The organism is Streptomyces cinerochromogenes, from assembly GCF_014648635.1.
GTDB classification, from domain to species: Bacteria; Actinomycetota; Actinomycetes; order Streptomycetales; family Streptomycetaceae; genus Streptomyces; species Streptomyces cinerochromogenes.
Genome location: NZ_BMRM01000016.1, coordinates 173,516 through 192,919, shown reverse-complemented (window position 1 = coordinate 192,919; position 19,404 = coordinate 173,516). Strand labels below are relative to the sequence as shown.

At 72.2% G+C, this 19,404-nt stretch carries 18 protein-coding genes and 1 pseudogene; 10 read left to right on the top strand and 9 right to left on the bottom strand.

What is annotated here, in order from left to right; all coding sequences use genetic code 11:
- Nucleotides 1-119 precede the first annotated feature (119 nt).
- The 3 genes from IEZ20_RS28690 to IEZ20_RS28680 form a co-directional block, all read right to left on the bottom strand.
- On the bottom strand, nt 120-698 hold the full coding sequence (locus tag IEZ20_RS28690) for a TerD family protein (protein ID WP_189303999.1): 579 nt from the start codon (nt 696-698) through the stop codon (nt 120-122).
- 172 nt (nt 699-870) lie between these two features.
- Entirely contained in the window at nt 871-3,009 is a 2,139-nt protein-coding gene (gene uvrB / locus IEZ20_RS28685) for an excinuclease ABC subunit UvrB (protein WP_189303997.1), read from the bottom strand.
- Between the two features lie 40 nt (nt 3,010-3,049).
- On the bottom strand, nt 3,050-3,928 hold the full coding sequence (locus IEZ20_RS28680; protein ID WP_189303995.1) for an MHYT domain-containing protein: 879 nt from the start codon (nt 3,926-3,928) through the stop codon (nt 3,050-3,052).
- 278 nt (nt 3,929-4,206) lie between these two features.
- Here IEZ20_RS28680 and IEZ20_RS28675 point away from each other — a divergent pair, with 278 nt between their 5' ends.
- Together IEZ20_RS28675 and IEZ20_RS28670 are read left to right on the top strand one after the other, a co-directional pair.
- Nucleotides 4,207-5,079, top strand: a complete 873-nt coding sequence (locus IEZ20_RS28675; protein ID WP_189303993.1) for a glycerophosphodiester phosphodiesterase — start codon at nt 4,207-4,209, stop codon at nt 5,077-5,079.
- 41 nt (nt 5,080-5,120) lie between these two features.
- A complete protein-coding gene (locus IEZ20_RS28670; protein ID WP_189303991.1) occupies nt 5,121-5,675 on the top strand; it encodes a methylated-DNA--[protein]-cysteine S-methyltransferase in 555 nt (184 codons plus the stop codon).
- A gap of 4 nt (nt 5,676-5,679) precedes the next feature.
- Here IEZ20_RS28670 and IEZ20_RS28665 read toward each other — a convergent pair whose 3' ends face one another.
- Nucleotides 5,680-6,123: a VOC family protein gene (locus tag IEZ20_RS28665; RefSeq protein WP_189303989.1), complete on the bottom strand. Its 444-nt coding sequence runs from the start codon at nt 6,121-6,123 to the stop codon at nt 5,680-5,682.
- Nucleotides 6,124-6,226: 103 nt separating this feature from the next.
- Here IEZ20_RS28665 and IEZ20_RS28660 point away from each other — a divergent pair, with 103 nt between their 5' ends.
- Nucleotides 6,227-7,135, top strand: coding sequence for a pseudouridine-5'-phosphate glycosidase (locus IEZ20_RS28660; protein ID WP_189303987.1), 909 nt, complete (start codon nt 6,227-6,229; stop codon nt 7,133-7,135).
- Nucleotides 7,132-8,055 (top strand): carbohydrate kinase family protein, encoded by a 924-nt coding sequence (locus IEZ20_RS28655; RefSeq protein WP_229896295.1) that lies wholly within the window; start codon nt 7,132-7,134, stop codon nt 8,053-8,055. Before IEZ20_RS28660 ends, IEZ20_RS28655 begins: the two co-directional genes overlap by 4 nt.
- A 112-nt stretch (nt 8,056-8,167) precedes the next feature.
- Here IEZ20_RS28655 and IEZ20_RS28650 read toward each other — a convergent pair whose 3' ends face one another.
- Nucleotides 8,168-8,962 carry a methyltransferase gene (locus IEZ20_RS28650; RefSeq protein ID WP_189303983.1) on the bottom strand — a complete coding sequence of 265 codons (795 nt, stop codon included), beginning with the start codon at nt 8,960-8,962 and terminating at the stop codon, nt 8,168-8,170.
- 283 nt (nt 8,963-9,245) lie between these two features.
- On the opposite strand from IEZ20_RS28650, the gene corA reads away from it, so the two are divergent.
- Nucleotides 9,246-10,373, top strand: coding sequence for a magnesium/cobalt transporter CorA (gene corA, locus IEZ20_RS28645; RefSeq protein WP_189303982.1), 1,128 nt, complete (start codon nt 9,246-9,248; stop codon nt 10,371-10,373).
- A 204-nt stretch (nt 10,374-10,577) separates the two neighbouring features.
- On the opposite strand, the gene IEZ20_RS28640 is transcribed toward corA, so the two are convergent.
- Entirely contained in the window at nt 10,578-11,210 is a 633-nt protein-coding gene (locus IEZ20_RS28640; RefSeq protein ID WP_189303980.1) for a nucleoside/nucleotide kinase family protein, read from the bottom strand.
- A gap of 294 nt (nt 11,211-11,504) precedes the next feature.
- On the opposite strand from IEZ20_RS28640, the gene IEZ20_RS28635 reads away from it, so the two are divergent.
- Together IEZ20_RS28635 and IEZ20_RS28630 are read left to right on the top strand one after the other, a co-directional pair.
- Nucleotides 11,505-12,203: a DUF2293 domain-containing protein gene (locus IEZ20_RS28635; protein WP_189303978.1), complete on the top strand. Its 699-nt coding sequence runs from the start codon at nt 11,505-11,507 to the stop codon at nt 12,201-12,203.
- Nucleotides 12,204-12,549: 346 nt separating this feature from the next.
- Nucleotides 12,550-14,037, top strand: coding sequence for a glutamate synthase subunit beta (locus IEZ20_RS28630; protein WP_189303976.1), 1,488 nt, complete (start codon nt 12,550-12,552; stop codon nt 14,035-14,037).
- A 59-nt stretch (nt 14,038-14,096) separates the two neighbouring features.
- Here IEZ20_RS28630 and IEZ20_RS28625 read toward each other — a convergent pair whose 3' ends face one another.
- A complete protein-coding gene (locus IEZ20_RS28625; protein ID WP_189303974.1) occupies nt 14,097-14,660 on the bottom strand; it encodes a carboxymuconolactone decarboxylase family protein in 564 nt (187 codons plus the stop codon).
- Between the two features lie 47 nt (nt 14,661-14,707).
- On the opposite strand from IEZ20_RS28625, the gene pdxR reads away from it, so the two are divergent.
- On the top strand, nt 14,708-16,147 hold the full coding sequence (gene pdxR, locus IEZ20_RS28620) for a MocR-like pyridoxine biosynthesis transcription factor PdxR (RefSeq protein ID WP_189303972.1): 1,440 nt from the start codon (nt 14,708-14,710) through the stop codon (nt 16,145-16,147).
- Nucleotides 16,148-16,254: 107 nt separating this feature from the next.
- Here pdxR and IEZ20_RS28615 read toward each other — a convergent pair whose 3' ends face one another.
- Together IEZ20_RS28615 and IEZ20_RS28610 are read right to left on the bottom strand one after the other, a co-directional pair.
- Nucleotides 16,255-16,509: a DUF397 domain-containing protein gene (locus tag IEZ20_RS28615; protein WP_030348027.1), complete on the bottom strand. Its 255-nt coding sequence runs from the start codon at nt 16,507-16,509 to the stop codon at nt 16,255-16,257.
- Complete coding sequence (locus IEZ20_RS28610; RefSeq protein WP_189303970.1) at nt 16,510-17,370, bottom strand: Sco1979 family transcriptional regulator; 861 nt, start codon at nt 17,368-17,370, stop codon at nt 16,510-16,512.
- Nucleotides 17,371-17,640: 270 nt separating this feature from the next.
- Here IEZ20_RS28610 and IEZ20_RS39910 point away from each other — a divergent pair.
- Nucleotides 17,641-18,243, top strand: a pseudogene (locus IEZ20_RS39910) (ATP-binding protein); the annotation flags it as partial.
- 380 nt (nt 18,244-18,623) lie between these two features.
- Nucleotides 18,624-19,064 carry a hypothetical protein gene (locus tag IEZ20_RS28600; RefSeq protein WP_189304052.1) on the top strand — a complete coding sequence of 147 codons (441 nt, stop codon included), beginning with the start codon at nt 18,624-18,626 and terminating at the stop codon, nt 19,062-19,064.
- Nucleotides 19,065-19,404: the final 340 nt, after the last annotated feature.

Genomic DNA, 19,404 nt, shown 5'->3' with positions numbered 1-19,404 from the left:
CGCCGTCGCCCCCCTGTGTCGTTCTGTCGTGCGTATCACCCTGATCGGCGCGCCGGCCTTCGCCACCGTGCCGTCGCCGCGGAGGCACCACCGCGCCGGCTGAGAGCGGGCGGTACGTCCTAGAGGTGCGGCACGATCGCCGGCATCAGGTCCTGGAAGGTGCGTCCGTTGGCCGGGGCGCCGATGGCGGTCATCGTCCAGCCGGTGCCCGCCCGGTGGACCTTGGCCATGATCTGGGCGGTGTACTCGCCGCCGCCGGCCAGCGTGTAGCGGGCGAGTTCCTGGCCGTTGGACTCGTCCAGGAGCCGGCAGAAGGCGTTCTGCACCTCCTGGAAGGTCTGGCCGGTGAAGGAGTTCACCGTGAAGACGATCTGGTCGATGTGGACCGGGACGCGCTGGAGGTCCACCAGGATCGCCTCGTCGTCACCGCCCTGGCCTGCTCCGCCGACGAGGTTGTCGCCGGTGTGACGCACGGAGCCGTCGTCGCTCACCAGGTGGCGGAAGAAGACGACGTCCCTGGGGTCCGCGCCGGCGAAGAGGATCGCCGAGGCGTCCAGGTCGATCTCACGGGTGCGGGAGCCGAACAGCCCGCGCCGCTTCGCCGCCTGCCAGCCGAGCCCCATACGGACCGCGGTCAGGGTGCCCCCGTCCTTCTTCTCCAGGCTGATGGCCTGACCCTTGGACAAGTTGACGGACACGGCTGAATCCCCTCTCGACGGTCCCCTGTTGCCGCGCCGAGCTGTCGCTGCGCACCGCGCGGTTGCCAAAACCCTACGCAGGGCCACTGACAGTGCCGACCCCCGACTCGCGCTTTGTGTCGGTGTTGCAACACTTGGCGCTTATGCCGAGGGCCGGCACTGCCGCGCGGGTTCAGGCGAGGCCTGCCTCCCGCATCTGGCGCAGTTCCTTCTTCATCTCGGCGACCTCGTCGCGCAGCCGGGCCGCGACCTCGAACTGCAGCTCCGCGGCGGCGGCGCGCATGCGCTCGGTCATCTCCTCGATCTGCTCGGCCAGTTCGGCCGCCGGACGGTCCGTGGGCACCGCCTTGCCCTTGGCGGTCTTGCCGGCCTTCGCTCCCTTGGCCGCCTTGTCACCGAGCGACGGGACGGGGGCCTTCGCGCCCTTGCCGTCCTTCGCGGTGCGGTAACCGGAGCCGAGGAGTTGCTCCGTGTCGACCTCCTCGCGGGCGATCTGCGCGACGATGTCGTTGATCTTCTTGCGCAGGGGCTGGGGGTCGATGCCGTTCGCCTTGTTGTAGGCGATCTGCTTCTCCCGGCGGCGGTTGGTCTCCTCGATGGCCTTCTCCATCGCCGGGGTGATCTTGTCGGCGTACATGTGGACCTGGCCGGAGACGTTGCGCGCCGCACGGCCGATGGTCTGGATCAGCGAGGTGCCCGAGCGGAGGAAGCCCTCCTTGTCGGCGTCCAGGATCGCCACCAGGGACACCTCGGGCAGGTCGAGGCCCTCACGCAGCAGGTTGATGCCGACCAGGACGTCGTACTCACCGGAGCGCAGCTCGCGCAGCAGCTCGATACGGCGCAGGGTGTCGACGTCGCTGTGCAGATAGCGGACCTGGATGCCGAGCTCCAGGAAGTAGTCGGTGAGGTCCTCGGCCATCTTCTTGGTCAGCGTGGTGACGAGGACCCGCTCGTCCTTCTCGGTGCGCTTGCGGATCTCGTGCACCAGGTCGTCGATCTGGCCCTCGGTGGGCTTGACCACGACCTCCGGGTCGACCAGGCCGGTCGGGCGGATGATCTGCTCGACCGCGCCGTCCGAGCGGGACATCTCGTAGGTGCCCGGGGTGGCCGACAGGTAGACGGTCTGACCGATGCGCTCCTGGAACTCCTCCCACTTCAGGGGGCGGTTGTCCAGGGCGGAGGGCAGGCGGAAGCCGTGGTCCACGAGGGTGCGCTTGCGGGAGGCGTCGCCCTCGTACATGGCGCCGATCTGCGGGACGGTCACGTGCGACTCGTCGATGACGAGCAGGAAGTCGTCCGGGAAGTAGTCCAGCAGGGTGTTGGGCGGGGAGCCGGGCAAGCGGCCGTCGAAGTGCATCGAGTAGTTCTCCACGCCGGAGCAGGTGCCGATCTGGCGGAGCATCTCGATGTCGTAGGTGGTGCGCATGCGAAGCCGCTGGGCCTCCAGGAGCTTGCCCTGCTTCTCCAGCTCGGCGAGGCGCTCCCCCAGCTCCTTCTCGATGTCGTTGACGGCCCGCTCCATGCGCTCGGGGCCTGCGACGTAGTGGGAGGCGGGGAAGACGTAGAGCTGCTGGTCGTCGCTGATGATCTCGCCGGTGATCGGGTGGAGCGTGGAGAGCGCCTCGATCTCGTCGCCGAACATCTCGATGCGGACGGCCAGCTCCTCGTAGACCGGGAAGATCTCGATGGTGTCGCCGCGGACCCGGAAGGTGCCGCGGGTGAAGGCCATGTCGTTGCGCGTGTACTGGATGTCGACGAAGCGGCGCAGCAGCTCGTCCCGGTCGATCTCGTCGCCGACCCGGAGGGGGACCATGCGGTCCACGTACTCCTGCGGCGTACCGAGGCCGTAGATGCAGGACACCGAGGCGACCACGACGACGTCGCGGCGGGTGAGCAGCGAGTTGGTCGCCGAGTGGCGCAGGCGCTCGACCTCCTCGTTGATCGAGGAGTCCTTCTCGATGTAGGTGTCCGACTGGGGGACGTAGGCCTCGGGCTGGTAGTAGTCGTAGTACGAGACGAAGTACTCGACCGCGTTGTTCGGCAGCAGCTCGCGGAACTCGTTCGCCAGCTGGGCGGCCAGCGTCTTGTTCGGTGCCATCACGAGGGTGGGACGCTGGAGCTTCTCGATCATCCACGCGGTGGTGGCGGACTTGCCGGTGCCGGTCGCGCCCAGGAGGACGACGTCCTTCTCACCGGCCTCGATGCGCTTGGCCAGCTCGGCGATGGCCGCCGGCTGGTCACCGCTGGGCTGGTAGGGGCTGACGACCTCGAAGGGCGCCACCGTGCGTTCGATGTGGGAAACGGGCCGCATGACATCAACCGTACGACCCCCCACTGACAACGGGCTCCGGTCAGCGGTTCTGGGGGGTGCGGGAGCCGTGGTGCTCGGGTCGGCGGGCGGGCCGGCGCCCCTCGTGCAGGGCGGGACGGCGCTCCGTGTGCGTGGCGACGGCGGCGGCCGGGACGCCCGGTTTGTGCTCGCCCTGACTCCCGTCGGGCCGGCCCATGATCATGAGCGGATCGAAGACCGCGACGACGCCCGCGAGGAGCAGGAAGGCGAGCGGGCCGATCAGCATGGGCGCGAGCACGGACGCCTCCGGCACACCGCCGGCGGTGTGGGAGGCGCCGTCGAGGTGGACGCTGAGGGCGGCCATCCCGGTGTAGTGCATGCCGCTGACCGCGAGTCCCATGACGAGACTCGCTCCGACGCTCCACAGGAAGCCCCGCACCTGTCCGGCGGCCCACAGTGCGGCGGTGGCGGCCACGACCGCTATGACGACGGAGGCGGCGACGGTGAGCGTGTTGTAGGTGAACCGGCCGTGGAAGCGGACGCCCGCCATGCCGAGGTAGTGCATGGAAGCCACACCCAGGCCGGTGATCGTGCCGCCGGTGAAGAGGGGCGTACCGGTGGCACCCCGGTAGCCGACGATGAAGATCCCTACGCCGACCATGACGACGGCCAGCCCCAGGCTCGCGTAGGTGATCGGCTTGTCGTAGTGGATCGGCGCCTCCTCGATGCTGAAGCCCATCATGGCGACGAAGTGCATGGTCCAGATGCCGGAGCCGATCGCCCCCGACCCCAGGGCCAGCCAGGCGGGGCGCCGCGATTGGGTGACCAGCAGGGAGCGTGTGGTGCAGCGCAGGCCGAGGGCGCCGCCGAGGCACGCCATCAGATAGGCCACCAACGGGGTGACGGCCCCGTAGCTGAATCCGTCGACCGTGCCTTGCATCCGCGGCTGCCCTTCCGCCTTCTTGCGTCCCGGAATACCTGAATATGCCCCCGTCCCAGGACCGCACGGGCGGTCAGGGTTGTCGCTGAGAGTATGACCCCCACCGGAATGGTCGAACGACTTTCCGGCAAAGAAACACGTCCTAGCCGCAGATGTGCGGCACCGGTGAGCGGTCCTGGACATCACCAGTCAATCTGTGGTCATGGTGCGCCCGGGTGCCGTTGACCCACTGCTGTCAGTCTTGTGCTGTCGGTATTCGCTCGACGCGAGGAGTACGCATGTACGCACGCGTGGTCGCCGCCACCGTCGCCGCGGCCCTGGGCACGGCCGTGGCCCTGCTGAGCTCCACCTCGGACGCACGCGCGCGCGAGGTCCACGTGCCCACGGTGATCGCCCACCGGGGCGCCTCCGCCTACGCCCCGGAGAACACGCTGGCCGCCATCGACAAGGCCGCCCAGCTGGGCTTCTCCTGGGTCGAGAACGACGTCCAGCGCACCAGGGACGGCGAACTGGTCGTTCTGCACGACGAGAGCCTGCAGCGGACCACGGACGTCGAGGACGTCTTCCCCGGCCGTGCGCCCTGGAAGGTGGGGGACTTCACCGCGGCCGAGATCGCCCGGCTGGACGCGGGCAGCTGGTTCTCCCCCGCGTACGCGGGCACGCGCGTGCCGACGCTGAGGCAGTACATGCGCCGGGTCGAGCACAACCACGAGAAGCTGCTCCTGGAGATCAAGAGTCCCGAGCTGTACCCGGGCATCGAGCGGCAGACGCTGAGGCTCCTCGGCAACGAGGGCTGGCTGGACCGCCCGCACCTCGGACGGCTGATCGTACAGAGCTTCAGCGCCGACAGCGTGCGGACGGTGCACGAGCTGAGGCCCGCGGTGATCACCGGCTACCTCGGTACGCCCACCGTGGCACAGCTGCACGGGTTCGCTCGTTTCACCGACATGGTCAACCCGTCGTACGGGTCGCTGTCCCCGGAGTACGTCGCGACCGTGCACGCCTTCGACGGGCCGCACGGCAGGCCGCTGGGGTTGTTCGCCTGGACGGTGGACGACGCGGCCACCGCCCGCAGGGTCGCCGGGTACGGGGGTGACGGGATCATCTCCAACAAGCCCGACGTGGTGCGGGCGGCGCTGGACGGGGACTGAGCCGGGCGGGCGTTGTCAGTGGCGGGTCGTACCGTGGGCGCATGGACAGCCATGGGCAGGATGAGCAGCGGGTCGTGTGGGCCGTCGTGGGCACGGACATCGGCCCGCTGATGCTGGCGGCGACCCGCGACGGCCTGGTCAACGTCGTCTTCCACGCCTCGGACGCGGTGCGCGAGCGGGCGCTGGAGCGGCTGGCGGCCCGGCTGGGCGGCGAGCCCGTGGAGGATCCGGGATCGCCGTTGCTGGCGGAGGCGATACGCCAGCTGCGGGCGTACTTCGCGGGCGAGCGGCACGGCTTCGACCTGCCCCTGGACTGGTCGCTGATCTCCGGGTTCAACCGGCAGGTCCTGCGCGAGCTGGCGTCCGGTGTGCCGTACGGCACCGTGGTGGGGTACGGCGATCTGGCGGGGCGGGTCGGGCAGCCCGGCGGGGCGCAGGCGGTCGGTGCGGCGATGGGGGCCAATCCGCTGCCGGTCGTGGTGCCGTGCCATCGGGTGGTGGAGAGCGACGGCGGCATCGGCGGTTTCGGGGGCGGGCTGGAGACCAAGCGGAAGCTGCTCGCGCTGGAGGGCGTGCTGCCGGAGCCGCTGTTCTGACGGGTCAGGGACGCGGCTGCTCGTCGTAGTGCCGGGCCTCGAAGACGTTGCCGTCGGGGTCGCGGAAGTAGAAGCTGCGCGTGGCGTTGCCGCGGGCGCCGGACAAGCCGTGGTCGATGTCCGACACAGGGACGTCGTGGTCCTCCAGGCGGGAGCGCAGGGCGTCGAAGGCGTCGGCCGGCAGGGACAGGCAGACGTGGTTGACCGGGTGGCCGGCGCTGTCGTCGGAGCCGGGCAGCATCCGCATCCGTTCGGCGAGGGTCTTCGGGGCGAGGTCGAGGATGGTCTCCTCGTTGACACGGGCTGAGGGGAAGGACACCGTGCCCTGCACGAACTCGGCGACGTGGATCGGTTCCAGGCCGACGGCCGTGTCGTAGAAGACCGCTGCGGCGACCGGGTCGGTCACCCACAGGACGACGTGGTCGAGGCGCGTGGTGTTGTTCGTCATGTGACCCAGGCTGGTGGCCTCCCCCACGGGCCACAAGCGTTTAGCGGCGGCCGGTGCCCGCCAGAGATGAGGAAGGACGGACCGGCGGACAGGAGGCGGGCACGTGGTGCTGGTGGTGTCGGAAGAAGTCCGGGAGGCGCTCGACGCGGGACGGCCGGTGGTGGCCCTCGAGTCCACGATCATCGCGCACGGCCTGCCCCGCCCGCGCAACCTGCAGGTGGCGCTGGAGCTGGAGGAGGCGGTGCGGCGGGAGGGCGCCGTACCGGCGACCATCGCCGTGCTCGACGGCCGGCCCCGGGTCGGCCTGGACAAGCAGCAGCTGGAGCGGGTCGCGAACGAGGACGGCATCCGCAAGCTGGGCCACCGTGACCTGCCGCTGGCGGTGGCGGCGAGGGCGAGCGGTGCGACCACCGTGTCGGCGACGGCGCAGCTGGCGGCACTGGCGGGGGTCCGGGTGTTCGCCACCGGCGGGCTGGGCGGTGTGCACCGGGAGTGGACGGTGACCCAGGACGAGTCGGCCGACCTGGGACTGCTGGCGCGCACCCGGATCACGGTGGTGTGCGCGGGCGTGAAGTCGATCCTGGACGTGCCGGCGACGCTGCAGCGGCTGGAGACGCTGGGCGTGGCCGTCGCCGGGTACGGCACGGACCGGTTCCCCGGCTTCTATCTGTCGGATTCGGGGCATCCGGTCGACTGGACGCTGGACACCCCGGAGCAGGTGGCCGCCGTCATGCATGCCCAGGACACGCTGGACGCACCGGGCTCGGCGCTGATCGTCGCCCATCCGGTACCGGAGGCGGAACAACTCGATCCCGCACTGCACGCGCGCGTGCTCGCCGACGCGCTGCGCGCCTGCGCGGAGCAGGGCGTCACCGGGCAGGCGGTGACACCGTTCCTGCTGGACTACCTGGTCCGGCACACCGACGGGGCCTCCCTGAGCGCCAACCTGGCGGCGGTGCGCGGCAACGTTCGGCTGGCGGCGCGGATCGCCACGGCGTGGACCAGGGGGTGACCGCGAGATGGAACGGAGCGCTGCTGGTCGTCGGGGACGTGGTCACCGATGTGGTGGCCCGGCACCGGGGCCCGCTCGCGGTCGGCACCGATACGGCCTCTGTGATCCGGACGCTGCCGGGCGGCGCCGGCGCCAACGTGGCCTGCTGGGCGGCTCACGCGGGCTGCGCGGACGTACGGCTGCTGGGGCGGGTGGGTGCGGACGCCGCCGCGTGGCACGAGCGTGAGCTGGTCGCGGCCGGGGTGCGGCCCCGGCTCGTGGTGGACCCGGACGCGGCGACGGGGACCGTGATCTGCCTCGTCGACACGGGTGCGGCTGCGGAGCGGACGTTTCTGACGGACAGCGGGGCGTCCCTGCGGCTGGACCCGGCCGACTGGTCGGAGGGGCTCCTCGACGGGGTGGCCCGGCTGCACCTGTCGGGGTATCTGCTGTTCACGGAGCCGAGCCGGGCGCTCGCCGAGAAGGCGCTCGCGGCGGCACGCGCGCGCGGTGTGCCGGTGAGTCTGGACCCGGCGTCGTCCGGCTTCCTGGTGGAGCTGGGGGTGGACCGTTTCCTGGCCTTCGCGGAGGGGCTGGATCTGCTGCTGCCCAGCCGGGACGAGGCGTGTCTGCTGACCGGGCTGCCGGATCCGGTGGACGCGGCGGCCAAGCTGAGCCGGCTGGTGCCGCTGGTGGTGGTCAAGGCCGGTGCGGACGGGGCGCTGGTGGCCCGCTCCGGGGCCGTGCCGGCCCGGGTCCCGGCTGTGCCGGCGGTGCCCCGGGACACCACGGGCGCGGGTGACGCCTTCACCGGCGCCTTCCTTGCCGCGCTGCTGGCGGGCGCAACCGTGGAGGAGGCGGCGGAACGGGGCTGCGGGGCGGGGGCCGAGGCGGTAGGACGGGTGGGCGGCAGGCCGCCGCATCCGGGGAACGGGGGCTAGGCCGGCGAGTGCCCGGTCTCTTCGGTGCGCGCCAGGGGCTCCAGGGGGCTCGGGGCAGCATTCGGCCACGCCCGCGGAAACGGTCCGGCGCGGCCGGCGGCCCCCGGGTCGGCTACCCCTTGCGGCCCCACGCGGAGATCATCGGGGCGGTGGTCAGGTCCATGGTGCCGGACTCCACGTTGGCGAGGTGCCGGTCGATCTCAGCGTCGGTGGCCAGGCCGGCGGAGACGAGCCGGTGCCGGATCTGACGGACCGTCGCGGCCTCCAGGGCGGTGCAGGCGGGTGAGGTCACGGGGAAGTACGCGTCGGCCTCCACGTCGTGCAGTCCCGCCTGCCGGAGCAGCCGCGGGAGTGTACGGCCGTAGGACAGGGCGGCGCCGCGGTCGGCGAGCAGCGCGCGGAACCCCTGGCGCAGCCGGTTGGCGAGCCGCTGCTCCGGGCCGTACTCGTCGGGGCAGGTGAGGGGTTGGAGGGCCGGGTCGGCGTCCTCGACCAGCAGTCGGCCGCCGGGGCGCAGGGCCTTGATCATGGACCGCAAGGCCCGCTCCCGCTCGGGTACATGGACGAGGACCAGCCGGGCGTGGACGAGGTCGAAGCCCTCGCCCGGCGGCTCCTCGGCGCCCACGTCGTGCACCCTGGCCTCCACCGGGGGGCGGGCCGCGGGGGTGAGCCGTGAGGTGTCGATGTCGGTCGCGACGACCTGACCGGCCGGCCCCACCTTCTCGGCGAGCCAGGACACGACGGAGGTCCCCCCGGCCCCGACTTCCCAGCAGCGCCAGCCGGGCCCGATCCCGAGTCCTTCGAGGTGCCGGAAGGTCGTGGGGTCGAAAAGCGCGGTGAAGGCGTCGAAGCGCTCGCCCGCCTCTTTTTGCCTGTTGTCGAGGAGGTATCCGTCCGATCGCGTCATGCCCCGATCCTCGCAGCCTCCCGGTCCTCCCGCCCGACCCTCGCGGCCTCCCGGTCCTCCCGGTCCTCCCGGTCCTCCCGCCCGATCCTCGCAGCCTCCCGGTCGTCCCGCCCGAGCCTCGGACTCTCCCGGTCGTCCGGCCTGGTCGCCGCTTCGTCCACAGGCGGGAACCAAGCGGAACTCCCTGTTCCCACAGGCTCGCCCGCGTTGTGCCGGGGACTGGCACACTTGCCGGGCAAGGCGCGAAAGCGTTGCGCAAGGAGATCCATGCGAGGAGATCCAGATGTCGATGGCAGGGAATCTGCGGAAGGTCACGGGGCTGGGCAGGGTCGGCGGCCTGCGCAAGGTGGCGCGGCTGGCCCGGCGCCGGCCGCGCGTGGACCTGAGCCATCCCGCCAGATCGCCGCTGGGCTCGTCGGTGGTGAACTGCGTGACCTATCAGGACGGGGTGCGCGTGCCCGGGTGTGCCGACCTGGTGGATGCGGTGCGGCTGGTACGCAAGGCCGGTGAGGGCTTCGTCTGGCTCGGGCTGCACGAGCCGACGGACCGCGAGTTCGCAGGTATCGCCGAGCTGTTCGACCTGCATCCGCTGGCGGTGGAGGACGCGGTCGAGGCACATCAGCGGCCGAAGCTGGAGCACTACGGGGACACGCTCTTCGCGGTGTTCAAGACGGTCTGCTATGTGGAGCACGAGCAGCTGACGGCGACCAGCGAGGTGGTGGACACCGGCGAGATCATGGTGTTCGTCGGCAAGGACTTCGTGATCACGGTGCGGCACGGCCGGCACGGCTCGCTGGGTCCGCTGCGCGAGGAGTTGGAGGCGGACCCGCATCAGCTCGCCAAGGGACCGGCCGCGGTATTGCACGCGATCGCCGACCATGTGGTCGACGACTACCTGACGGTCACGGACGCGGTGCAGGCCGACATCGACCAGGTCGAGACGGAGGTGTTCTCGGAGAACGGCGCGCGGCTCGACCCGGGCCGCATCTACCAGATGAAACGTGAACTGCTTGAGCTGAAAAGGGCGGTGGTGCCGCTGGGCCGCCCGGTGGAGGATCTCGCCACCCGGCCCATACGGGCGGTCGCCCCCGAGATACAGGCCTACTTCCGGGATGTGTTCGACCATCTGATCCGGGTCAAGGAGCAGATCGCCGCGTTCGACGAGCTGCTGAACTCCATCCTGCAGGCGCATCTCGCGCAGGTGACCGTCGCGCAGAACGAGGACATGCGGAAGATCACGGCCTGGGCCGCGGTGGTCGCCGTGCCGACGATGGTGTGCGGGGTGTACGGCATGAATTTCGACCACATGCCGGAGCTGCACTGGCGATTCGGCTACCCACTGGTCATGACGGTGATGGCAACGGCGTGTCTGGCGCTGTACCGGGGTTTCCGGCGCAACGGCTGGCTGTGAGCAACGGGGCCGCGGGACGCCGCTCCCGGCAGCCGCGCGAGCTCGGCGGTGCGTCGGTCAGGGCGAGAAGGACACGACCTGCCGCGGGACGATCCTGACGATCACGCGGACCTCGTCGTCCTTCTCGGCCGGCGGGTCGATGCCGAGTGCATACAAAAGGGGTTCGCCGGGCCGTCTCACCGGATCCCCGGAGGCGCGACCGGATCAGCCGCTCCAAGCGGGGTGGCGCGGGTCGTCGGCGCGGACCAGGACGTCCGCCGTCCCGGCGGGGTCGATCTCCGCCTCGTAGCGCTCGAAAGCGGGCAGGGTCCAGTGGTCGGCCTCCGGGGTACGGCGGCGCAACGCGCCCGGGGAGAGAAGGAGGTGCACGGTGAGGTCGAAGGGGAACCAGTGGCGCAGCAGGAGGGGGCCGTGGAGCAACAAGATGCCGTCGGGCGGGAGTTGCACGTACGGGCTGCGGGTGGCCCGGTCCGTGACCGGATCCCACAGGTCGGGCAGGATCCTCCCACTGCCCCCGGGGTCGAGCGGGCCGAAGACCTCGCGCCACAGGGCGCCCGTGTCGAACCATCCGCTGTAGTACGACTCCGTGTCCCTTCGCCCGTGCTCCAGGCGGAGCGAGGCGGGGCGCAGGAAGCCCTCGGTGCCGATCACCAGCGAGGGCCGGCCGCGCACCCGCAGCGCCTCGCCGACCCGAGCGGCGAGGGCTCCTGGATCGGCGGCCGGCGCACCGTCGAAGCCGACGCGCTGCCAGGCCCCTCCATCGGCCGGCGCCGCACCGGCCAGCCGATCGGCGAGCTGCTCGGCCAGCCGGTCCCAGGTGATCGGTTCGAGTCGCACAGGGCCCATGATGCCGGGTGGCCGGGCCGAAGGGTGGGGGTGGTGCCGGGGAGACGGTGGCGGGGGGCGATGGCGTGGTCCGGTGGAGACGGGGGCGTGGGGTGGAGAGCCGCAGCCGGAACGGCGGGGCGTAAGCAACCGGGGGGAGGGAGTGATGTACGGGAGGGAGTGACGTGTCGCGGGCCGGGCGAAGGAGGGAGAGGCGGGAGGGGAGGTGCGAAGACGTGCTCGAGGGGGTGAGGAAACGCAGGGCGGGCGTGGGAGGCCCGGACGGTGGCGGGGAAAGTACCGCGTATGGCGCTTTCCCCAACTCCCCACTCCCTTGGTCGGCTTGTCGTCGTCCAGCCGCTCAAGCGCAAGCGGTGCGCCCGCTGCCATCGTGGTCCGCTGTCGCTGCTGATGCTGGAGGACGGGGTGCCGCGGTGCCTGGACTGCGTCGACCTCGGCCACCTGGTGTTCCTGCCGCGTGGCGACACGGCGCTGACCCGCAGGGCGCGGGAGGAGAGCACGTTGTCGGCGGTGGTGGTGCGGTTCAATCGGCGCAGGAGCCGCTACGAACGCCAGGGCGTGCTCGTGGAGGAGGCCGCGCTGGCCCGGGCCGAGGCCCGCTGTCTGGCGGACGCGGAGGCGCGGCGTCGGCGGCGGGCGCGGGACGCTCGGCGCAGAGCGGCGGAGGACGAGCGGTTCGTGACGGCGTTCGCGGCCGAGATACTCCGGCTGTTCCCCGGTTGTCCGGCCGACCGGGCCCGGGCGATCGCAGCCCATGCGGCGGTGCGGGGCAGCGGTCGCGTCGGGCGCAGCGCGGCCGGGCGGGCGCTGACCGAGGGGGCGGTGATCTCGGCGGTCGTGGCGGGCGTACGGCACGTGGACACGCCGTACGACCAGCTGCTGATGAGAGGGGTGCCGCGGCACGAGGCGCGACGCCGGATCGCCCCGGCCGTGGAGGGTGTGCTGCGGGGGTGGCAGGAGACCGGGGAGGAGGGGGCGGGCTGAGATCATGACCGGTTCCGGGTGCCGAGCTCATCCCCCTCGGTGCCCGCCGCCCCCTTGCCGCCCTTCGCCCCTCGGCGCCTCCCCCTCGGTGCCCGCCACCCCCTTGCCGCCCTTCACCCCTCGACGCCCCCGCCCACTGGGTGCCCTTCGGGTGCCCTTCGCCCCCTCGATGCATCCGCCTCCTCGGCTCCCCGGCCGAGCACCGAGGCCTTCCGGAAGAAAGCGCTGTCCGCAGGTCTGCGCCGTCGCCGGTGGAGACGTATCGTGGCCGAAAGAGTGCCGCCCGATGACGAACGGCCCTTCGTACACCCGGTGCCTCCGGCGCCCGTACGCGAGGAAGACGCCCATGGCCGATCCCAAGGGGTTCATGACCACGCCGCGCCAGGAGTGGCCGCGGCGGCCCGTCGAGCAGCGGGTGCGGGACTGGGACGAGGTGTACGTCCCGGGCGCGCTGCTCCCCATCATCAGCAAGCAGGCCGACCGCTGCATGGACTGCGGCGTCCCGTTCTGCCACCAGGCCTGTCCGCTGGGCAATCTCATTCCCGAGTGGAACGACCTGGTATCGCGGGAGGACTGGCGGTCCGCGAGCGACCGGCTGCACGCGACCAACAACTTCCCGGAGTTCACCGGGCGGCTGTGTCCTGCGCCGTGCGAGGCGGGGTGTGTGCTGGCGATCAACCAGCCGGCCGTCACCATCAAGAACGTCGAGTGCGCGATCGCCGACCGGGCGTGGGAGGAGGGTTTCACTCCGCCCCGGCCGCCCGAGCGGCTGACCGGGAAGACGGTCGCCGTCATCGGCTCCGGGCCCACCGGGCTGGCCGCCGCGCAGCAGCTGACCCGGGCCGGGCACACGGTCGCGGTGTACGAGAAGGACGACCGGATCGGCGGGTTGATGCGGTACGGCATCCCCGAGTTCAAGATGGAGAAGCGGCACCTGGAGCGGCGGATCGAGCAGATGCTCGCCGAGGGGACGAAGTTCCGTACCTCGACGACGGTCGGCCGGGACGTTCCGGCGGACGAACTGCGGTCCCGGTACGACGCGGTGGTGATCGCCACAGGAGCGACGGCGTGGCGGGAACTTCCGGTGCCGGGCCGCTCGTTGAACGGGATACACCAGGCGATGGAGTATCTGCCGCTCGCCAACCGGGTGTGTGAAGGGGACCTGGAGGTTTCGCCTCTGTCTGCCGCCGGCAAGCACGTCGTGATCGTCGGCGGCGGGGACACCGGGGCGGACTGTCTGGGGACCGCGGTGCGCGAGGGGGCCGCGTCCGTGACCCAGCTGGACATCTACGCGCAGCCGGGTGCCGAGCGCGACGAGGACACCGAGCCGTGGCCGACGTACCCGAAGATCTACCGGTTGTCGGCCGCACACGAGGAGGCGCGGGAGCTGCGTACGGCGCCGGCGGCGGACGCGGACGCGCGGCTGTTCGCGGCGTCCACGCTCCGCTTCACGGGAGACGAGAGGGGGAATGTGCGCTCACTGCATCTGGTGGAGGTCGACGAACAGCGGCTTCCGGTGCCGGACACCGGACGGTCGCTCCCCGCCGACCTGGTGCTGCTCGCCCTCGGCTTCTCCGGGCCGGACCAGGAGGACGGGCTGATGGAGCAGTTGGGGCTGGCGCTGCAGCCGCGCGGCACGATCGCCCGGGACGACGGCTTCGCGACCAACGTTCCCGGGGTGTTCGCCGCCGGGGACGCGGCGCGCGGGCAGTCGCTCATCGTGTGGGCGATAGCGGAGGGGCGGGCGGTCGCGGCGGCGGTCGACCGCTATCTGACCGGGAGTTCCCGGCTCCCGGCCCCGATCAGGCCGACGGACCGGCCGATGGTGGTCTGAAGCGGCGGCGCCACCGGCTCCGCCCTGTGGGCGCCCGCCCGACGACGGGTGGGCGCGAGTCAGCCGGTGCGCTCGTCGGTGCCGGCGACCTTTCCCGTGGCCAGGGCCACGCGGTTCCACGTGTTGATCGTGAGGATCAGGGCGAGGACGTGGGCCAGTTCCTGGTCGTCGAAGTGGGCGGCGGCCTCGGCGTAGACGGCGTCGGGGACGCCGCCGTCGGCGACCAGGGTCACCGCCTCCGTCAGGGCGAGGGCGGCCTGTTCCTTCGGGGTGAAGAAGTGCCGGGCCTCGCGCCAGACGGCGACCATGTGGAGCCGGTCCTCGTTCTCGCCGGCCTTGCGGGCGTCGTTGGTGTGCATGTGCAGGCAGTAGGCGCAGTGGTTGAGATGGGAGGCGCGGATCTGGATCAGTTCGACCAGGGCCGGGTCGAGGCCCTGACGGGCGGCGGCGTCGAAGCCGATGATCGCGCGGAAGACCTTGGGTGCGGCCTTCCCGAAGTCCAGGCGGGTGCGGGCGGCCTCGGCGGCGGCGATCCCGGTGGTGAGGTCGGTCGTGAGATCGGTGGTGTGGGAGTCGGTGGCAGCGGCGTCGGTGGTGGCGGTGGTCGTGTGCGTCGTCGTCATGTGCTCCACCGTAGGAGGCGGAAAGACCGGTTGTAGGGTGCATTTCCATGACGGAATCGTGGGTCAATTCCGCCGAGCGGATCGGTGCGGACCTGCATCTGGAGCTGTCCGGGCCGGGAGGCCGGCGGGCGGCGCTGACCAGGGCGCTGCGGGAGGCGGTGCGCAGCGGCCGGCTGGCGCCGGGCACCCGGTTGCCGCCGTACCGGTCGCTCGCCGCGGACCTGGGCGTGGCACGCAACACGGTGGCGGACGCGTACGCGGAGCTGGTCGCGGAGGGCTGGCTGACCGCCCGGCAGGGTTCCGGAACCCGGGTCGCCGAGCGGGCGGAGCCGCTGCGCCGCTCCGTACGCACGCCCGTGAAGGCGCCCTCACCCGCAGGTGGGCCCCGGCACGACCTGCGGCAGGGCAGGCCGGACGCGTCGGTCTTCCCGCGCACGGCCTGGGCGGCGTCGTACCGCCGGGCGTTGCAGGCGGCGCCGAGCGAGGCGTTCGGGCCGGGCGACCCGGCCGGGCGCCGCGAGCTGCGGGAGACGCTGACGGAGTACCTGGCCCGCGCGCGGGGGGTGCGGACCGAGCCGGACCGGATCGTGGTCTGCTCGGGCTTCGCCCACGCGCTGCGGCTCCTCTTCGGCCGGAGTGCCCAGGAGGGTCCGGCCGGCGGCGGGGTGCTGCGGGGCCCGCTGGGCGTGGAGGCGTACGGGCTCGGCTTCCACCGGGAACTGCTCGCCGCGGCCGGCGTGCGCACCGTACCGCTGCCGCTGGACGAGCACGGGGCGCGGGTGGAGACGCTCGGGCGTGAGCGGGCGGTGCTGCTGACGCCCGCGCACCAGTTCCCGACCGGCGGCCCGCTGCACCCGGAACGCCGGACCGCGGTGATCGACTGGGCACGCACACAGGGAACGGTGGTGCTGGAGGACGACTACGACGGCGAGTTCCGGTACGACCGCCGGCCCGTCGGCGCGCTGCAGGGGCTCGATCCGGAGCGGGTGATCCACATCGGGTCGGTCAGCAAGAGCCTGTCACCGGCGTTGCGGCTGGGCTGGATGGTGCTGCCGCAGCGGTATGTGGAGCCGGTGCTGGCGGCGAAGGGCGAGCGGGAGGGCTGGGCGAGTGTGCTGGACCAGTTGGCGCTCGCGGACTTCGTCGCCTGCGGGTCGTACGACCGTCATGTGCGGCGGATGCGGCAGCGGTACCGGCGCCGGCGTGACCGGCTCGTCGCCGCGCTCGCCGCGCAGGCGCCGCACATCGAGGTGACGGGAATCGCGGCCGGGCTGCACGCGGTGCTGCGGCTGCCGCCGGGCACGGAGCGGTCGACGGTGAAGGCCGCCGCGTGGCAGGGCATCGCCCTCGACGGGCTCGCCGGGTTCCGGCATCCACGGAGTCCGACGGTGGCCGGCGACGGGCTGGTGGTGGGGTACGCGGCCCCGGCCGAACACGCCTACGGGGCGGCGCTGGAGGCGCTGTGCGGGGTGCTGCCGCCGGAGTGACGGACGGGGAGATCGGGCAGGGGGACCGGGCGGGGAGACCGGACGGTGAGGGCCGGGAGGGAGGGCCGAGAGGGGGATCGGGCGTGCAGTATCGGGCGGACGGGGGGTCAGGACAGCAGGAAGTCCGCCTCCCCCGCCTTGGCGCCCTCTATGAAGGCGGTCATCTCGTCCATGGTGTAGATCAGCGCCGGCCCGTCCGGGTCGGTGGACTGGCGTACGGCGATCCGGCCGTCGGCCAGCTTCATCGCTTCCAGGCAGTTCCCGCCGTTCCCGCCGCTCCAGGGCTTGTGCCACCCCTCGCTGCCCAACTCCCGCGCGGGCATGCCGTTGTAGACGCGTCCGCGCGGCTTGATGCGATCCATTCACAGCTCCTTGCGGAGATCCCGGAGGATCTCCTTCGTGCGTTGTGCCGTAGCGGCCTGGGCCGCCATGCGGTCCATGACCTCCAGGTGGGTCGCCACCTCGGTGCGCGCGTCCAGGTAGACGGCGCCGGTCAGGTACTCGCTGTAGACCATGTCCGGCAGTTCTGACATGGCAAATCGGAACAGCACGAAGGGCCCGTACGTCCCCGGGTGCGGCCCGTTGGCGAACGGGGCGACCTGAAGCGTCACATGGGGCAGCTTCGTGGCCTCAAGCAACTTGTCGATCTGCGCGCGCATCACCTCCGGGCCGCCGACCGGGCGGCGCAGGGCGGTCTCGTCCATCACCGCCCAGAAGCGGGGGGCGTCGGGACGGGCGAGCAGTTCCTGCCGTTGCATGCGCAACGCGACGTGCCGTTCGATGTCGTCCGGGCTCGTCTGGCCGACGGCGCCGGACTTCAGCACGGCGCGTGCGTAGTCCTCGGTCTGCAGCAGGCCGGGGACGAAGTGCGGCTCGTAGGAGCGGATGAGGGCGGCCGCTCCCTCCAGGCTGACGTACATCGAGAACCAGCCCGGCAGGATGTCGTGGAACCGCTGCCACCAGCCGGGCCTGTTCGCCTCCTCGGCCAGTTGGACGAAGACCTCGGCCTCGTCGTCGGGGACGCCGTAGGCCTTCAGCAGCAGTTGCAGGTACGGGATTTTGAGGGCTACCTCGGCCATCTCCATGCGGCGGACGGTGGCGGGGGCGACCCGGAGGACGCGGGCGGCCTCCTCGCGCTTCAGTCCGGCGCGTTCCCGCAGGTCCAACAGGCGCCGGCCGAGGACCACCTGGCCCACCGTCGGCGCGGACCGCGGCTCGCTCACACTCCCACCTCCACCGAATGCCGCTCATCGAAGCGTTGCGCCGAAGCCCGCCGCCGAAGCTCCTGGCAGGAGCCCCTTTTCCGAAAGTTTCCCGACAGCCCTGCGGCGCCATTCGAAGGTTCATTCGAAGACCGCCCGGGTCTCCGACGACTCTCAATTGGCGCCGCGCGAGGTGCTGTTGCGAGCAGTGTGCCACGGCCGCCGACCGAGTCACACAGCACTCTGCAATTTTCAGAGTGACTCTTGCCAAGTGTCCGCGGCGGGGAGATAGTGGCAGGCGTGATTCCGTCCGCGCCCTTAGGAACAGACGCGGCCGCAGGCCCTTCCGGGCTTGCTGCCGTGGCGGGAGCAACCCCCCAGGGGAGTCCTGCCGAGCGCAGGTTCCGTTTCGAGCTGGCCGCTCATCCGGGTTCCGTCGCCCAGGCGAGACGCCTGACGCACGCCCGGCTGTCCGGCTGGGCGGTCTGCGCGGACACCTGCGACAGCGCGGCCCTGGTCATATCCGAGCTGGTCACCAACGCGATCGTGCACACCGCGAGCAGCCGGGTCGTGTGCGAGCTGCACGACCACGACGGCATGGTGCGCATTGCCGTACACGACGAGGGCTGTGCTCCTGACGCACCCCACCCGTCCCCACAGCGGCCCGACGAGGAGCACGGGAGGGGGTTGCTCCTCGTGGACGCGCTGTGCCGGGCGTGGGGTGCCCAGGAGCACGGCCCCGGCCTGCTGGTGTGGGCCGAGCTGCCCCGGCAGACCGACACCGCCGACGAGACCGCCGAGCCGCGGGGCGACCTGGGCTGGGGCGCCCGTTCCAAGCCCGGCCGCCCGGACGGCACCGACGAGGACCGTCCGGCGGAGGCCAGCGGAGGAGCGCCGGAGGAGCGGGAGCGGGCGGAATCCGGGCAGCACAGGGACGGCGAGCCGGGGCGGCGCGGGCGCGGGGAGCCGGAACAGCGGGAGCGGGAGCGCGGGGAGCCGGAACAGCGCGGGCGCGGGGAAGGCGAGTACCGTCGGCATGTCCCCGCCGGTCAGCCGCTGCGCCGGGCGCCCGAGCAGCACCGGCACACCAGGCACCCGGACCAGCACCGGAACGTCGCGCACCCCGACCAGCACACCTACCGTGCCCCCGGGCAGCACCTTCCCGAGGAGCGCCCGTGACCGGCCCCGGTCGCCTCGGTGGGGCCGACGGTACCGGTGGGATCACTGGTACCGGTGGTGCCGCCGACGGGGTGCTCGGTGCAGGGGCTGGCGGGATCTCAGGTACTGCCGGGACCGGTGCCGGGCAGGACCACGCCCTCGGCCTCAACACGCTCGTCCGGCTGCAGCGCCGGCGGTCGGCCCCGGAGCCGGGGCGCCGGTTGTCGATCCCGGACGGCATGACGGCGCCGCTCGGCTGCGACGCCGTGGCCGTGCCCGATCGCCTCGGTCCGCTCGTCGTACCGCGGCTGCCGCGTGTGGGCTGCGTGTACACCGACGGCTCGCACTGGTGGTGGATCGTTCCGTCGGACTCCGACTACGCCCTGCCCTGGCCGTCCCCGGCCCGCTATGCCGCCGGCGCCCTGGTCGACGGGTCCGCCCGGCTGATCCACCGCCCAGAGGGCACGGTGCCGTACACCCCGCCGATCCCGCTGTACCTGGCCCTGTGCCGGGTGACGGGTACGGCCCCGGACTGGTCGCGGGCCGTCTCGGCGTAACCGCCCCGCTCACCGCCACCCCGTTCACCACCCACCGCCATCCCGCCCACCGCCATCCCGCCCACCGCCCCACCGGTCACCGCCACCCCCGCTCAGCGCCGCCACGCTCAGCGGGGGTGGCGGCGCTTGGCAGGGCGCCGCTGGGCGGGGCGGAACGCTCAGCGCCGCCTCGCTCACCCTCGCCCGCCTCCCCGCCCGCCTCCCCGCCGGCCTCCCCGCCGGCCTCCCCGCCGGTCACCCCCGCCCGTGCCCGTCGCACACCCCGCGACCGACCGCTGCCGACCGCGCTCCTTCCGCGCCCCTCGTACGTCACCTCGCGCCCTGCCGGGAAGCGGCTCCG

Bases quoted from the DNA above. Each gene is read 5' to 3' on its own strand.
- IEZ20_RS28615 (WP_030348027.1), bottom strand. From the start codon at position 16,509: ATGGATCGCATCAAGCCGCGCGGACGCGTCTACAACGGCATGCCCGCG.
- IEZ20_RS28635 (WP_189303978.1), top strand. From the start codon at position 11,505: ATGGCGCTTTCCCCAACTCCCCACTCCCTTGGTCGGCTTGTCGTCGTC.
- IEZ20_RS28665 (WP_189303989.1), bottom strand. From the start codon at position 6,123: ATGACGAACAACACCACGCGCCTCGACCACGTCGTCCTGTGGGTGACC.
- corA (WP_189303982.1), top strand. From the start codon at position 9,246: ATGTCGATGGCAGGGAATCTGCGGAAGGTCACGGGGCTGGGCAGGGTC.
- pdxR (WP_189303972.1), top strand. From the start codon at position 14,708: ATGACGGAATCGTGGGTCAATTCCGCCGAGCGGATCGGTGCGGACCTG.
- IEZ20_RS28675 (WP_189303993.1), top strand. From the start codon at position 4,207: ATGTACGCACGCGTGGTCGCCGCCACCGTCGCCGCGGCCCTGGGCACG.
- uvrB (WP_189303997.1), bottom strand. From the start codon at position 3,009: ATGCGGCCCGTTTCCCACATCGAACGCACGGTGGCGCCCTTCGAGGTC.
- IEZ20_RS28650 (WP_189303983.1), bottom strand. From the start codon at position 8,962: ATGACGCGATCGGACGGATACCTCCTCGACAACAGGCAAAAAGAGGCG.
- IEZ20_RS28680 (WP_189303995.1), bottom strand. From the start codon at position 3,928: ATGCAAGGCACGGTCGACGGATTCAGCTACGGGGCCGTCACCCCGTTG.
- IEZ20_RS28630 (WP_189303976.1), top strand. From the start codon at position 12,550: ATGGCCGATCCCAAGGGGTTCATGACCACGCCGCGCCAGGAGTGGCCG.
- IEZ20_RS28670 (WP_189303991.1), top strand. From the start codon at position 5,121: ATGGACAGCCATGGGCAGGATGAGCAGCGGGTCGTGTGGGCCGTCGTG.
- IEZ20_RS28625 (WP_189303974.1), bottom strand. From the start codon at position 14,660: ATGACGACGACGCACACGACCACCGCCACCACCGACGCCGCTGCCACC.